This window comes from Vallitalea guaymasensis, assembly GCF_018141425.1.
GTDB classification, from domain to species: Bacteria; Bacillota; Clostridia; order Lachnospirales; family Vallitaleaceae; genus Vallitalea; species Vallitalea guaymasensis.
Genome location: NZ_CP058561.1, coordinates 4,054,387 through 4,069,530 on the forward strand (window position 1 = coordinate 4,054,387; position 15,144 = coordinate 4,069,530).

Genomic DNA, 15,144 nt, shown 5'->3' on the forward strand with positions numbered 1-15,144 from the left:
TACCATAAAATTGATTTTATTTATAGTCTACCAATTTATGGTTTAATGATATATCATTATATAGCAAGTGATTAATAATATAATTATATTAGAAAATGGAGGGTTCTATATGTTTATATGTAAGCAAACACAGTTATACAGGTTTTTGAATTATTGCAATGACTTGAATTTGGACAAAAGTGTTTTAGATTGTGGAGCAGGAGGCAACTATCCACCCCTTACTCTCTTTTGGGAGTGGGGCTATAAGACATATGGAATTGAATATAGTGATGCACAGATAAAGAAGGCTGAAAGTTTTTCAAAAGACCATAATATCAATCTTAATATTACTAAGGGAGATATTAGAGAGCTACCTTTTGATGATAATTCCATAAGCTATATTTATTCATATAATACTATATTTCATTTGAATAAAAAGGATATAGCAAAAGGTATAAGAGAAATAAAAAGAGTACTGAAACCAGGTGGTATCTGTTTTGTCAACTTCCTTTCAATAAATGATTGTGATTATGGAAAAGGAACAAAAATAGGACAGGGAGAATTTTTACAAGGTGAAGGTGATGGAGAAGTAATCCATACATATTATGAGATTGATGAAGGGGATATGCACTTTCAGGATATGAAGATTTTAGTTAAAGAAAATAGAATCTTAGAGAGAATATACCAAGGAGAAAAAATCAAGCAAGGATTCATAGATTATATAGTCCAAAAATAATATTTATATAATTTTATAATTAAGCTGTCTAGTGATACATTTTTAATGATTGATATGAAAAATGTATCACTAGACAGTTTTTATATTATTAATTATATCTGCCATTCCACGTATAATGTTATTTCAGGTTAAAAAAATGTTAAAATATTTATAGAATAAACATTAGATTTTTAAAATTATGATATAATTAATATAATTATAAAACACTTCTATAGACAGCCAATAGACTTCTTCATGACTCTGAATGTAATGGAAACACTAGAAAATAAAAGGAGGAATATGATGGAAGAACATTATGAAATGCGTAAGAATGATAAAGTTACTGTTGGACGTTTCTTTAGTTTTAAAACTTTACTGCAAGATGATAATAGGATTGATATGTCAAGGTCTTATGGAGCTGAAAGGTTAAGTGAAAAGTTTCTTTCAGCAGGTTATAGTTGTAAACTTATGTCAGGCATGGGAATGTCGGGAAGATTGAGCACAATTGATTTTGATATCCCTAAGTCATACAGTAATAATGTGTTAGTATTCTTTAGTTTATTTGCCAATGAAATACCCACTAGTAATAATTTTGTAGTAGGTATCGAATTTGATGGACAACCTGCATTAATTGAATGGGTGGATTTGATTGAATGTAATAAATGGCTGAATCAAAAATCAGCTAGTTTCCCTATTCCAACAGGGGCAAAAAAAGCTAGGATTTTTCTAGAATTACCTCCAGTATATAGGGCAAGTAACAGTGCATATATTGATAATGTTGGTATTTATTTTGATGAACCTTATGTAGACAAACCCAAACAATATGCCATATTCTCAGACACTGATGGAGCAATAACTGCTCATAACATAGAAAATGGGGAAGAAGAGTGGACATTTGAAACAGATAATGGATTTTTGACAGCAAAACCAGTAGTAGTTGATGATGTTGTTTATTTTGGTGATGGAAATACTACATGTTGTTTATATGCCCTTTATACTAATTCAGGAATAGTCAAATGGAAATATGAAATGGAAGGCAGTATAGATGCCACTCCTGAAGTATTTGATTCAAAAGTATATATATCCACATCAAAAGGATTTTTATATGCGATAGATAAGGAAACAGGCAAAAAAATTGAACGTTATGATATCTTACATCTACAACCTGGTAAGGATATGAAAATATATTCTAATGTTCTCTCAGACAATATTATCTATCTAACAAGTGACAAAGGTTTTTATGCCTTTGATATTGCAACAAAGGTGGTTATTTCAAGTTTTGACTTGGATTATCCAGTTAAAGGTGTTCCAGCAATACTTAATTATGTTGCATACTATGGAGATGTTAAAGGTTCAGTCTATGCTATGGATATAATAAATAACCAATGTCGCTGGAGAAAAACTTTTAATATGCCTATCCATTCATCACCACTGATATCCGGCAACTATCTTATAGTTGGGTGTGATAACGGCTCACTTTATGTCTTAGACTTAAAAGATGGTGAAGTGCAAAGTGAATGCTCTATAGAAGGGCATCCAGTAAGAAGTTATACCCTTGCCAGTAACCAATTATTTGTAACCTTTAACAATATTGATGCAGACATCTACGCATTTGATATAAGATATGATATGCCTTCATCTATGCTAGAAGAAGATATGACTAATTATACAAATATTGATATCAAAACAATAGATGGAACCAATCCATTTAGATTTACTTGGAAATACAATATCACTAATGGTGTAGAAAGAGATCCTATGATTATAGGTAATCGGGTTTGTTTTGCGGCTAGTGATGGATTTTGCTACTGTCTAGATAAAGATGATGGAAGTGTCATATGGAAGGACATTGTTACAACACCCAATTTTACAAGTCCAGTACTGGTTCCATTAAATAAGCACCTATGTGTATCACGTCGATATGACCAATATTGTTATCTTATGTCTCATAATTCCTTTGCCTACTTTCTAGATGGGTGGTGGATTGGAAATCAAGAGTTTACGTTGACAGAACAACTTAATTATGGAGTGAGAGGGTTGATGCTTGATATATACAAAGAAAAGATAAATGGTGTTGATCAGATTGTAATGTATCATGGTACAAAATGGTCTAGTTACAGCTGGTTATTTCTTGATGATGCAATGAAGGAAATTGGCATATGGTTAAAGAATAATCCTACAGAAGTTGTAACTATTCAATTTGAGAATAGAGTATTTGACCCTAAGTTGGTTCAAAAGGCTTTTGATGATGGGGGAGTATCAGATATGATATTCTATGCAGATAGAGTGAACACAGGAGAATCTGGTTACTCGTGGGAACCAGTACTAAAAAAAGGCTGGCCAAGTATAGGATGGATGGTTGAAAATGATAAACGTCTTGTTGTTTTTGCTGAAAAAAAAGGTGATGGACTTCCATATGTCTGGGATTATACTGTAGAAACTAAATATGGTGAAGACAGTCTTAAGGGTAATTATGATGAAAGAGATGAATCTGATAGTATTCCACTAAGCAAGAATCGTTCTCTATATACAGTAAACAATTTCCCTACAATCTGGTACTTGAATATTCTCAAGCTGCGTACATATAAATCTATTAATGGATTTAACACACTTATAGCAAGATGTAATACATGTAAATTCAATCCTAGATTCTTTGAAGATGAAAAATTAGGATGGGAGCATCATTTACCAAACTTTTTAGCTGTGGATTTTGTAACACGTGGGGCAGATGGAGGACCACTTAGAGCAGTAGAGGAAATAAATAAATATTGGGAAGAAAAAATCAAAAAACAGGAGGAATATTATGTCTAGTGTAAGTATAGCGTCACTTATTGATCAGTCATATACCATGAAGAGTTTTAACTATCTTGAACCTGCCAAGACAGATGCTGCAACATTTATTACAATTATGAAAGAAGCAGATCAAATTGGAGTTGTAGCTTTTTCCACAAGGAGTAGAATATTATACCCATTAACAACTATACAATCAGACCATAAAACAATATATGATGCCATAAATGAAATAAAAAAGATACAACCAATTAATATGACTAACATAAAAGAAGCTATATCTCAAGGGCATGACATACTTAACAATGCAGGCAACCCTAACAGAGCTATGATACTTCTATCAGATGGTATCTGGAATGAAGGAGGAGATCCACTTATAGGATTACCCACAGATATCCCTATCTATACAATTGCTTTAGGAGATAGGGGACAATGTAATTTTTTACAGGAAGTAGCAAGGAGAACTTATGGACAGTACCATTTCAGCCCTGATGCATTTGAACTTGCTGAGATATATAATCAGATAGCAGATGATGCAAGTGTAGCTACAATAGCAATAAATCAAAAACAACTAATAGATTCATACAGATTTACAACACTGCCCTTATATGTTCCAGGAGGTTCTGACCATGTAAGCCTTGCAGTAAACTGGCTTGATGAATCAGTTACCTATACAACAGGTACACCTGGAGAAAATCAAGTCAATATATTATTAAGAGACCCTGATGGACAAAAAATAGTAATGCCTCCAACTTTTATGGGAAATGGCTTTGTCACATTCCATCTTCATGATCCAAAACCAGGTCAATGGACTACAGGGTGCTGGTGTGGAAATATGCGTCAAAATATTTTTAGAGCTACTGTGGGAGCTTTTGAACCTAATAGTACTATCAAGCTTAACTGTAAATTGGCGGAAACAAAAATGAATTGTGGAGACTGCCTAGATATAAAAACTGCATTGGAAAGCAGTAAAGATGAGATTGGTAATGTAATAATTAAAACAACTTTGGAGTCACCAGTTAATTCAAAAGATTATGTTCTTGAAAAATATGAAGATGAAATATTGAATACTGAACCAGATGAAGAACTCATGAAAAAGGGTATTAATGAGATAGATGCAAAACTTAACACGCTACACAAGAAATTATTACCTAATGTTAATATATTTGCACGTAGACAAAGTCCAGTACATGCTAAATACTCACAAGATGGTGTGGAACATGAACCAATTAAATTAGATGTACCTGGTAACCATACTATTAGAGTTGATGTAGAGGGAACTATATTAAGGAGTAATACAAAATTTACAAGAACAAGAAGATTGAGTGTTAATGTGAAGTAAAAACATGTAATATAAAGGGGACTGTCAGATAATACATTTTTGAGTGGTGTAAATGTGATAAAATGTATTATGGACAGCCCCCCATTTTATATATTTAATTAAGTAACAGCATATATTATTACTGTAGTTTTCTGAATCCAGTATCATTAGAAAAACTCATTATGCCATATAGAAATAAAACGTCTGTTATATTATTTTCTTCTATGTACTTATCTATATCACTATTAAAGTATCTTAAATCAATCATGCAAACTTTACCAAATTGATTCATAATTAATGGAACGAAGCAATTAGCATAGGAGTCTTTTATTACAAGTAAATTCTTGGTATTCTTTTCTTCGTTGACAATCTTTAATTCTCCATGATTTCCGCCGAAAAAAACTTGATATTGGTCTTTTTCATCTATTTTGTCATACTTGAAAACACTATTACTGGTAGTTTTGGAGAAATTATAATAAACTTTATAGGGATTTTGCTGTTTATTCTTGAATAAACCAATATCATCATAGATACCATTTAAAAGGACTTTTGAATAAAGAGTTCCTCTAAATGATGTAGCAGCATTCTCTATATCCCAAGCTTCATAAGGTTTATAGTCTGTCCCAGTGCTTTTACAATAATCAACATATGCATAGTAAGCTCCAAGGCTTGTCCAATGATGGTCTGTTTTATAGTATATATATTCATTGCTGTGACTACTTAGGGTCCCCGTAATATCAATATAATTACTTGAAGTAATCTTATCCCCTATATCATCAATTACTTTCTGTTGGTCGAATTGAGGTGCATTCCAGGGTAGTTTATTTTCCAATATCAATCCAGAAGTTGGTACAACCATTAAGTCTATATTTAGATGCTCATATTCCTCTGAAAAAGAATTGATGATTGCAATATTTTCATCTAATTGTGTATAGTTGAAATCTTTGTCCAAGTGTTTCTCTATAAGGTAGTTGTCTTTTCCTAAATAAACACCATTGATATCTTTTCTAGGAAGTAATTGTTCTATGTTTGATTTTGCAACAATCCATTTTTCTCTCATAATGAACTGGTCATCTATGTATTTTTCAATATCCTTGGCATATTTCCCTGAGACTAATTTCTCTATGGAAAACTTTGGACTGTTACTTAAATACCTATTTTCGTTCTCCGAGAATTTTTTGTCAGGGGTAATTATATTAGCAATCATTATCCCAAAGATTATTATTATAAAAATAATTCCTAGTATAGCATTATGTATTGATTTCACTTAAATCCCTCCCTAAAATCTAAAATATAAGAATGGATTATATGATGCACCTATTAAAAAGCAGATAGATACTATGAATATAGTTATATAGCATATATTTTTAACGGTATATATTAATCCTTCATGTCTAAAATTCATTAACTTGGTATTAATGATAGTTTGCAATCTAGTTGATGCTACAATACATATGATAATCAAAAATATGTTGGTACAAAACAAGTAGATGGTCTGTTTATCTATTAGGGGTACATTACCAAGTCCAAACATGGTCTGCAAATATATTTTTAACTTTGAAGTATCATCAATGGCAAAGATAACCCAGCTAACAACTACTAAAAATAGAGTGTAGAAATGCTGTACAAAATCAGGTAACCTCTTAAGCCATTTGAGGAAAACCAGCTTTTCTAGAATTAGCAAAATACCAAAGTACATTCCCCAAAAAACAAAATTCCAGTTAGCTCCATGCCATAGACCAGTTAATGCCCAGACAATCAGCATATTGATAATTAGTTTTTTCTTTCCTTCTCTACTTCCGCCTAGGGGAATGTAGACATACTCTTTGAACCAAGTTCCAAGAGAGATATGCCATCTTCTCCAAAATTCAGTTATGCTTTTAGAGATATAAGGCAGATTGAAGTTCTCTAAGAAATCAAATCCGAACATTTTACCAAGTCCAATAGCCATATCCGAATAACCAGAGAAATCAAAATATATTTGCAGACTGAAACAGATTGCCCCCAACCATGCAGAAGCAATAGTTAAATCAGAATTTGATATCTGTTCCCATAGCATACCGATATTATTGGCTAATAACACTTTTTTACCCATACCTATTATAAAACGCTGTACACCTTCAGAGAACTTATTAATACTGCTGACTCTATTTTTTAATTGTTCAGCTATTGTTTTGTATCTTACTATCGGTCCAGCTACTAGTTGTGGGAACAATGAAACAAAGGTTCCAAAGTCAATAATATTCCTCTGAGCTTTGACTTCACCACGGTAAACGTCTATTGTATAGGACATTGTTTGAAATGTATAAAAGGATATACCAATAGGAAGCTTAAGATCTAATGGTGTTATGTTTAGTGTTGTCAATTGATTGATGTTGCTTATTAAAAAATTACTGTATTTAAAGAAAAACAGTATGGCTAGATTTCCCACAATGGAGATAATCAAGACAAGTTTAGCCTTATTATATTTCTTTTGGGATTTGAATTTTTCAATAGATAGACCATTCATATAATCAAAAACAGTTGAAAAAAGCATTATACTAACATATACTGGTTCTCCCCAAGCATAAAAAACCAAGCTCGCAAGAAACAAGCTTGTATTTTTTAACTTACTTGGACTGATATAATATACAGCTAAAATACATGGCAAAAACAAAAATATGAAAATTGGTGTGCTAAAAATCATGAGAAAATACCTCCGTTATTTTCGGGTCGCAGGGTAGGAAGTTGCATGTATTATGTTAAAGAATAATTAGTCAGTATATGTTCCTATTATATCTTCTGCTGTGTTATCATTAGCAACACAAACGATGACATATTTACCAACTTTTTTAACTACAGCATTATCAAGTTTTTCCATTTCTTCTGGCACATAACTTTCAAAAGCTTGTTTTTGAGCATCAATTCTTTCCCCGGCTGCTTTGTAAGCATTATCTGCTTCCGTTTCATCTTTTAATTCAAACACTGCAACTTCTTCAGCTGTTGCTCCACTGCTTACATATACTTCAGAGGATACTGCATAATCTATCTGATATATTGACTCAATGCTGTTGCCTTCAATCTTAGTTAAGTCATCTTGAAATTCTATCTTACTGGTTAAATCTCCTGCTAAAGCACTAATATCGATTGTTATATCTTTATCTTTGCCTCCACATCCAACGAGTGTGAATAATCCAATAGTCATAGTTAGTAAAATGCAAATAAATCTTTTCATAATCTTTTTCTCCTTAGTTATCTTAATTAATATTTTATTTAATAGTATGTGTTTTTAGATAGTCAAGCCATTTTTGACAATATGACTTTTTCAAATGTATTCCATCAACTGCTGCTTCTTTTGGTAAACAACCATTTTCATTTGTCATTGCTTCTGCAACATTTACATAATATACTCCATTATCTCTTGCCATCTCAAGAATACGAGAGTTATATTGATTAATCTTCGAATTTTTTATGTAACTATGAGTAGAGGATACTCTATGGCTCACAGGTAAAATCGATTGTATGTATATGATTGCATCAGGATGAGATTCTCTGATTGAATCTATAATCTTTTCGTATTTCTCTATGAAGATATCATTAGAGATCCATCCAGTTTCATTAATACCCAACATAATGTATACTTTACCAAAATCAGTATTTTTTAGTGCTTCCATGACAGGTATTTTTTTACCATCTTTTTTAATTACTTCACTTGTAAAAACAGTATCTACCATTAGTCCTTTATATGTATATGATAAAGCCTTAGAAGAAGGAGGGGAATATAGCATAAATCCTTCTGTACGAGAATCACCTATAAACACAGCATCATCAAAATAGCTTTCTTCAACGGGTTCACCTAAGGGAACTTGTTTGGTATAATCATAATCATCTGTAACAGTTTCATCAATTTTCTCATGGGATTCAGAATTATTATCATTCTCATCTGAATCAGAATTGGTATTTAATTTTGTTTCTGGTTGCGCTGGTTCAACAGGTTTTTCTTCTTTTGGTTTTTGATCTTCGTCCTTAAACAAATATTCAATGGATTCTTGGTTTGTCTCTGGGTTTTTATCATTGAGGTCAGTGCTCGGGTTGGTTGTTGCTGAGGCGTCTAAATCATGTGACTTTTTGTAATGACCTTCTTGACATTTGACGCTTAGTGTCAAGCTAATCAATATTACAAGAAGCAACATTCTTCGAATTCTTTTTCTTCTTTTTTTTCTAATGTAGTTCATGCGTGTAGCTCTTGAATAATTGTTCATGTTTTCCCCTTTCTTTGGCATTATTATTTTATACTTATCCCTCGCTGGCATAGTATTTTTTACTATAATACTTTTATACTATGTTAGCTTTCATATATAAGACTATTCAACAAAGCAAAAAGTTTTAATAACTTATATTTTTTTACAATAAACGATCTAGTAATTGTTGGAAATATCATTTAAGAATGTAGATGCATAAAATTAAGATTGAGTCATATTTGAGTTTATAGAACTTTTTTCTTGCTTTTATTACATAAATCATTAAAATCTTATATTGCTTCGTAAAAATCAAAAAAACATATTAAGAATGTAGTGATTGTCATTATGAGACGATTTCTTATTATGATACACTCTAGTATTATATAGCATAAATAAGGTTAATATGTTAAATTATAGTTATAATTGTATTAAATAATAATTACTAAAAGTGTAACAATATCTTAATGATTTTGTCCTATTGACTAGGGACCTTAAAAATCAAGATTTTTAGTGGAATTTGGGGTGAAAAGAAAGGTTTTGACATATTATGGGATAGAGGATAAAATAATAGGGCTGTAGAGTCAAAGTATGTAGAAAGGAATGATATTAGATGAAAAAAATAAATGCAGTAGGAACATTCATAATGATGATGGCACTTGTTATTATATTAGCAGCTTGTAGTAAAGATAATCAAGATACTGGTAAAGATAAGATTGATGAACTTGAATCAAAAAACGAAAAAGTGGAATTGATTGAAGAGTTCACTGAGATGTTGAAAAATAATCAAAACAGAACTGTTATGTTCGGTGAATTTGTTGATACTACTCATTATGTTTATGCTGTTACAGATCAATTGGATAAAGAAATAGAAAAAATAATGATTGTAGGTATTGATGAAAATGGTGACAAAGTTGATATGAAATATGAGGGAAGAGATTTTGAAGATGATGGTGATTTATCACCTATTCCTAAAATCAGTAAGATTTTTATTAATCAACTGAAAGATAATGAAAATCCTAATGTTGTTGTATTTAGAGAGGATAAACAGTATATCAAAGCTCAGTTGTTAGAAGTTGATACTGAGAAAAAAGCGATAAATTATATTGGTAGTTGTATGAAAGATAAAAAAACTGAAGAATACACAGGAGATGAAACTTATAAATATGTAATGGATTTTTCAGAGGCTGATTATTGTAGTGAATAAAGATTATTATAAGAGTGTTGTGCTAGCTAGAAATATAAAATTAGCTAGTATGACACTCTTTTTTTATTATAATAATTTTTAATAATTAATTTATGAGATTTAGATTATAATGGAATAAAAATATTTTGAAAAATAACTAATATTTGTTATATGGCTTATATAATAAATTAAAATTCTATATGAGTTTATAAAAAAAATTATACTAACAATAAAAAAAAGATAATATAATTTATTGGTATTATGTTATAATATATATTGCTAATTAAGTACTAATAATTATACCTATTTTATTATTAAAGGAGGTGTGGATTTACAAATTTTGTTAAACTAATTTAAATAAGAAAGTTGAGGTAATTAATATGAAAAAAATAACATCTGTATTATTAAGTTTAATAATGATAATATCTTTATTTACTATTAATTCTAATGCAAGTTCTAGTGATGAAAAAATAACGTTAACTTCATGGATTATTAATGAGAATTTAGTTCAAGATGCATTTAATAAGTGTGAAATACCAGAGAAAAATAAAGAATCAAAGTTATATATTGAAAAAATTGATATACTTAATAATACCATTAATATTGTTGGAGAGATTAATAGTTCTAGATTTTCATTAATAGGTAAGCTATATAAAAGTCGAAAATCAGATCAAGGAATATATGTAGCAGATGTGAAAGATGAATTTAATAATTTTAAAATTCATCTGTTAGAGCTGAATTTTAATTCAAATCAAAAAGCTGTATTTAATAAACAAATTATAGAAGAACCGATATTTACACTTTATATGAGTGATAATAATGGTAATATAATTTTAACAGAAGACAAACTATCTAAGGTTATTGATAATAATAGATTGAAGATAGAAACTATGGCTTCATCAAGAATTGACTCTTTTTGGTTTATAGATTTATTGAAACCAATAAAAAGTATTGTAATTAAAAGTAGTGAAGTACAACAAATGATTGAGCTAAGAGCAAATGAAAAAAACAATAATACATTTATAAATAATAAAAGTATTTCAAATAGTATAGTAAGTTCTGAATTACTTAACAAAATAAATTATAATAGTGTATTGTTAGATGATATAATAAGTAATGTAGAAGCTAAAAGAAAAGTAAGCTTAAATACTTTAACTACAACACGTAGTACACAAGGGTATTTATGGGCTGGTGATATTCATATAGATTATTATAAACCAGGTTGGGATACCTATACCTATAAAATGTGTCCTTATGTAGATGGATTAATTGCAGATATACCAAAGGCTGGTTCTGGTACATGGACTTCATCTTTAAGAATGTCTGAAAGTGTATATATTAATGATGTTCATTATCCAGAATTAGAGAATTTATTTAAGATTAAAAATGCAGAGGTTAAAATTGGAGCTGGAAATAATACACAGATTGCCTCTAGAATAATTGGAGGAACATACCACAAAGGAGGTGGAATAGACACATCAAAGACTATTAAAGCATGGTTATCGTTAGCTACAAATAATATCCCAGTTGTTTCAGATGTAAATAAAGTGTACAAGTTTATAAATTCAATTAAACCAGTATATTCTCCTGTTACAATTACAAAAGGAGATTTACAGAATCTTGGTGTAGACAAGAGAGCAGTTTATGTTAAATATGATTCGGATACATACTTAGCTGATGGTGTTGATCATTTTGATATTAATCTAAGTTGTTTGGTGATGGATAATAATCTTGTTAAGAACGTTAATACTCAATCGGTTATACAATGGAAGTTTGATGTTTATTTTACTACAATACATAAAGAAAGTTATTCATATGATAATACTACAGAAGAGAAAGATTATGAATCAAATGTATGGTAAAATATAACGAAATAGTATTTATAATTTTAGGGTTAGATATATAATTCTGTATACGATGTGTGAGAGGATAGTTAATTAAATATATAGTATATGTTATTATAATTATAAATATATATAATATTAGAGGAGTGATTTCTTCATGAAAAAATCACAGAAATTTTTATTAGCTCTATCAATAATAATAATAATTTTTATTGCATTTATTCTTGGAATGAAATACGAACATAACAATTCCAATAAAGATATTAATAAATTTTATAATGACTTTTTCATAGACAAAGAATTAGAAATGATTGCTGCTAATGAGTATTTAATATATGAACTTAAGAATATAGAGAATAATGAAGCAATTGACATGAAAGATTATATTGCCATTTATAAACAATTAGAAATAATAAATTATATCTCGTTGGAATATACTATCAAACTCCAAGAATATTTAAATATGATTAATTACTGGAGTAATCACGAATTGAAAAGTAATAAAGAGGCAATGACAATCTATTTTAATTTTCTTCAAAATCTATCTGATAATTTGGATGGTTTTAGTAAATCTAATGGAACTATAGATTTAACTATTGAAAAGATAAATAGTAATAAACAAGTAATTCAGCATTTAGTAGATATGAATAATCAAATTCATTCAATTCTAGATTTATATGATGTTGAGAAAGAATTAAAGGCTAATGTTTTATCTGAAAGATTAGCATTGCTAGACTATATATTTGATAGTGTTGAAAATTTAAGCGATTAAACATAAAGAATTAAGGAGCAGGGATATTTCCACTGCTCCTTCAATTAAGTTGATGCTACGTATAAATTTGTTATCATTCTTGTCATTGTTTTAATCTTTCATAAATCACATCATAATCCGTTAAGATTTCTTCAATTTCTGCTTGAGTTGGATTTATAATAATCAGGTCTATAATTTCTTGTAAACATTGTGGATCAATATTTGCTTGATTAGTGTCTATGTAAAGTTTGATTTTATTCATTTTCTTTTGCATTATGCTCTCTCCTCAATAGTTGCTATATTAACTATCGGTTTTTTGCTATTAGGGAATTATAGGATAATGGGCTTAATAACAATAGCTTATAGAGATGAAGACGTAGAACTGTTTTACTATATGATTAGATACTTTCACTTATCTGTGATGTATCAATGGAACACTAACTTATAGGTAAAGTTTGATTTTCTTAACTTGTCAATTATATGTAAAATAACAATTAATTTATGGAAAAATAGTAATATTATATAGCTATTGCAATTTCTTGAGTTTATAGCGTGAAATTAATAAGAATATTAAGATTATTAAATAATTAGAGTAAAAAATGTAGAAAATAATAATTAAATTTGAATATAAAAAATAATAAAAATATATATTGCAAATATGTAATAAACATGTTAATATGATTTTAGTAACAATTTGATTCATAATATTATGATTGAATATAAGTCTATAGTTCAAAAAATGGGACAAGCCATTTTTATAATTATTTTTAGGAGGCGGTTGATGTGCTTATAACAAGAAAGATGGGGGTAATTGATAGGTTTGAACCAGAGGAAGAAGAATATCTATTATACGATTCTAATAAGAACAGAATAAAAATCCTAAACAAAACTGGTGCATACATATGGTCATTAATACCTGATAATGAATTTATCAATGTAGATGACATCACCAATGAATTAAATAAGAAGTTTGATACACAAGTCGGGAATGAAAAGATTAAAGAAGATGCAAAATTATTTGTTTCTGATTTAATAAAAGGAGAGGTTGTTGTTGCTAGAGAAGAATAGTTTCAGCTTACCAACTAATTTATTTCTATCTATAACTAATCGTTGTAATCTTAAGTGTCCTCATTGTTATTTAGATTCTTCTGCGCAATATAATGATTTAGATACAAAAGCGTGGATTAAAATTGCTAGAGATACTGCAAAAGCTAAGATATTTTCTATTGTTATTACTGGAGGAGAACCTTTAGTAAGAAAAGATTTTATAGATATTATAGAAGCTTTTGATATATGGCAGACATTAAAACTTAATACTAATGCTACTCTTATTAATGATAAGATAGCTAAGTTTATTGCGGGCAGATTCTTAACAGTGATGGTAAGTATTGATGGTCCACAATTAATTCATGACAGTATCAGGGGAAAAGGATCATACAATAAAACAGTTCAAGGTTTAAAAATGCTAATGAATTATTTGGACAAGTCTAAGATATATATCAATTGTACTATAAGTAAAAAGAATGCTAAATATATGGAGCAGACAATAAATGATATGCTTAGCTTAGGTATCAACAATTTGATGTTTGGAGAAGCCATAAATGTTGGACGTTTAGATAGTCAAGATAATGATCAATTTAGTTTATCCATTATTGATAAATTATATATAGCTAATAAAATTAAGTTTTTACAAAATAAATATGGTAAAGAAATTGATATAAGTACGGACTATTTTGAGGATTATATCAATTTATTTAAAAGTATAACAGATTGTAGTTATTCAGGGTTATCTGATATACCTCTTATTAATTGTGGTGCTGGTTTCAAAAGTGCAGCTATTCTATACGATGGTTATATGGTTCCTTGTAATATGCTTTCACAGGATTTTTGTGATGATGAAGATAATGTTTTAGTTAATAGTATTGAAGATATTTGGAAACATTCTAGGAGATTTATACAATGGAGAGATCAAAAGAATATTAAAATCAGTGATATCTGTACAGAATGTGACTTGAAATCAAGGTGCTATGGGGGATGTCGAGCAGAATCTTATTACAAATATAAAAATTTGAAAAATAGATGTGATAGTAATTGTATAATTAACGAAGTAGATAAGCAGATTATTTGAAGTAGATAAAAACTGCTTTTTAATCACAAAAAGCAGATTTTTATACAATGTTAAATTTAACAAATACATAAGGAAAGGGGGATAAGTATGGGATACGAACAACCATTAATCCAAGATCTTGAGGAAAAGGAACCTCCAGTAGCTGGACATTCATGCTCAGATGGATGCCGTAATGGTAACTAATTATTGAGAATTTACGTAATATGCTATAAA

General features: G+C 29.4%; 13 protein-coding genes. 8 read left to right on the forward strand and 5 right to left on the reverse strand.

Translation table 11 applies throughout. The features are described 5' to 3' along the window. Positions 1-109: 109 nt before the first annotated feature. From HYG85_RS17360 to HYG85_RS17370, 3 genes are all read left to right on the forward strand, one after another. Positions 110-715: a class I SAM-dependent methyltransferase gene (locus tag HYG85_RS17360; RefSeq protein ID WP_212690718.1), complete on the forward strand. Its 606-nt coding sequence runs from the start codon at positions 110-112 to the stop codon at positions 713-715. Between the two features lie 282 nt (positions 716-997). Then, on the forward strand, positions 998-3,505 hold the full coding sequence (locus HYG85_RS17365) for an outer membrane protein assembly factor BamB family protein (RefSeq protein WP_212690719.1): 2,508 nt from the start codon (positions 998-1,000) through the stop codon (positions 3,503-3,505). Further along, a complete protein-coding gene (locus HYG85_RS17370; RefSeq protein ID WP_212690720.1) occupies positions 3,498-4,826 on the forward strand; it encodes a vWA domain-containing protein in 1,329 nt (442 codons plus the stop codon). The genes HYG85_RS17365 and HYG85_RS17370 overlap by 8 nt, the downstream gene beginning before the upstream one ends. Positions 4,827-4,944: 118 nt before the next feature. Here the strand turns inward: HYG85_RS17370 and HYG85_RS17375 are convergent, their stop codons facing one another. From HYG85_RS17375 to HYG85_RS17390, 4 genes are all read right to left on the reverse strand, one after another. After that, complete coding sequence (locus HYG85_RS17375; RefSeq protein WP_212690721.1) at positions 4,945-6,072, reverse strand: DHHW family protein; 1,128 nt, start codon at positions 6,070-6,072, stop codon at positions 4,945-4,947. Positions 6,073-6,084: 12 nt separating this feature from the next. Next, complete coding sequence (locus tag HYG85_RS17380) at positions 6,085-7,491, reverse strand: MBOAT family O-acyltransferase (protein ID WP_212690722.1); 1,407 nt, start codon at positions 7,489-7,491, stop codon at positions 6,085-6,087. A 66-nt stretch (positions 7,492-7,557) separates the two neighbouring features. Continuing rightward, positions 7,558-8,019, reverse strand: coding sequence for a DUF4358 domain-containing protein (locus HYG85_RS17385; protein WP_113674296.1), 462 nt, complete (start codon positions 8,017-8,019; stop codon positions 7,558-7,560). 34 nt (positions 8,020-8,053) lie between these two features. Further along, positions 8,054-9,046, reverse strand: coding sequence for a GDSL-type esterase/lipase family protein (locus HYG85_RS17390; protein ID WP_212690723.1), 993 nt, complete (start codon positions 9,044-9,046; stop codon positions 8,054-8,056). Between the two features lie 589 nt (positions 9,047-9,635). Between HYG85_RS17390 and HYG85_RS17395 the strand changes: the two genes are divergently transcribed. The 3 genes from HYG85_RS17395 to HYG85_RS17405 all read left to right on the forward strand — a co-directional run bounded on the left by HYG85_RS17395 (position 9,636) and on the right by HYG85_RS17405 (position 12,824). Continuing rightward, positions 9,636-10,229, forward strand: coding sequence for a hypothetical protein (locus tag HYG85_RS17395; RefSeq protein ID WP_212690724.1), 594 nt, complete (start codon positions 9,636-9,638; stop codon positions 10,227-10,229). 359 nt (positions 10,230-10,588) lie between these two features. After that, on the forward strand, positions 10,589-12,070 hold the full coding sequence (locus tag HYG85_RS17400; protein ID WP_212690725.1) for a hypothetical protein: 1,482 nt from the start codon (positions 10,589-10,591) through the stop codon (positions 12,068-12,070). Positions 12,071-12,209: 139 nt separating this feature from the next. Beyond that, on the forward strand, positions 12,210-12,824 hold the full coding sequence (locus HYG85_RS17405) for a hypothetical protein (RefSeq protein WP_212690726.1): 615 nt from the start codon (positions 12,210-12,212) through the stop codon (positions 12,822-12,824). Between the two features lie 82 nt (positions 12,825-12,906). Here HYG85_RS17405 and HYG85_RS17410 read toward each other — a convergent pair whose 3' ends face one another. Next, complete coding sequence (locus HYG85_RS17410; protein ID WP_212690727.1) at positions 12,907-13,077, reverse strand: hypothetical protein; 171 nt, start codon at positions 13,075-13,077, stop codon at positions 12,907-12,909. Between the two features lie 509 nt (positions 13,078-13,586). On the opposite strand from HYG85_RS17410, the gene HYG85_RS17415 reads away from it, so the two are divergent. Together HYG85_RS17415 and HYG85_RS17420 are read left to right on the forward strand one after the other, a co-directional pair. Further along, a complete protein-coding gene (locus HYG85_RS17415; RefSeq protein ID WP_212690728.1) occupies positions 13,587-13,871 on the forward strand; it encodes a PqqD family protein in 285 nt (94 codons plus the stop codon). Further along, positions 13,855-14,931, forward strand: coding sequence for a radical SAM/SPASM domain-containing protein (locus HYG85_RS17420; RefSeq protein WP_212690729.1), 1,077 nt, complete (start codon positions 13,855-13,857; stop codon positions 14,929-14,931). Before HYG85_RS17415 ends, HYG85_RS17420 begins: the two co-directional genes overlap by 17 nt. Positions 14,932-15,144: the final 213 nt, after the last annotated feature.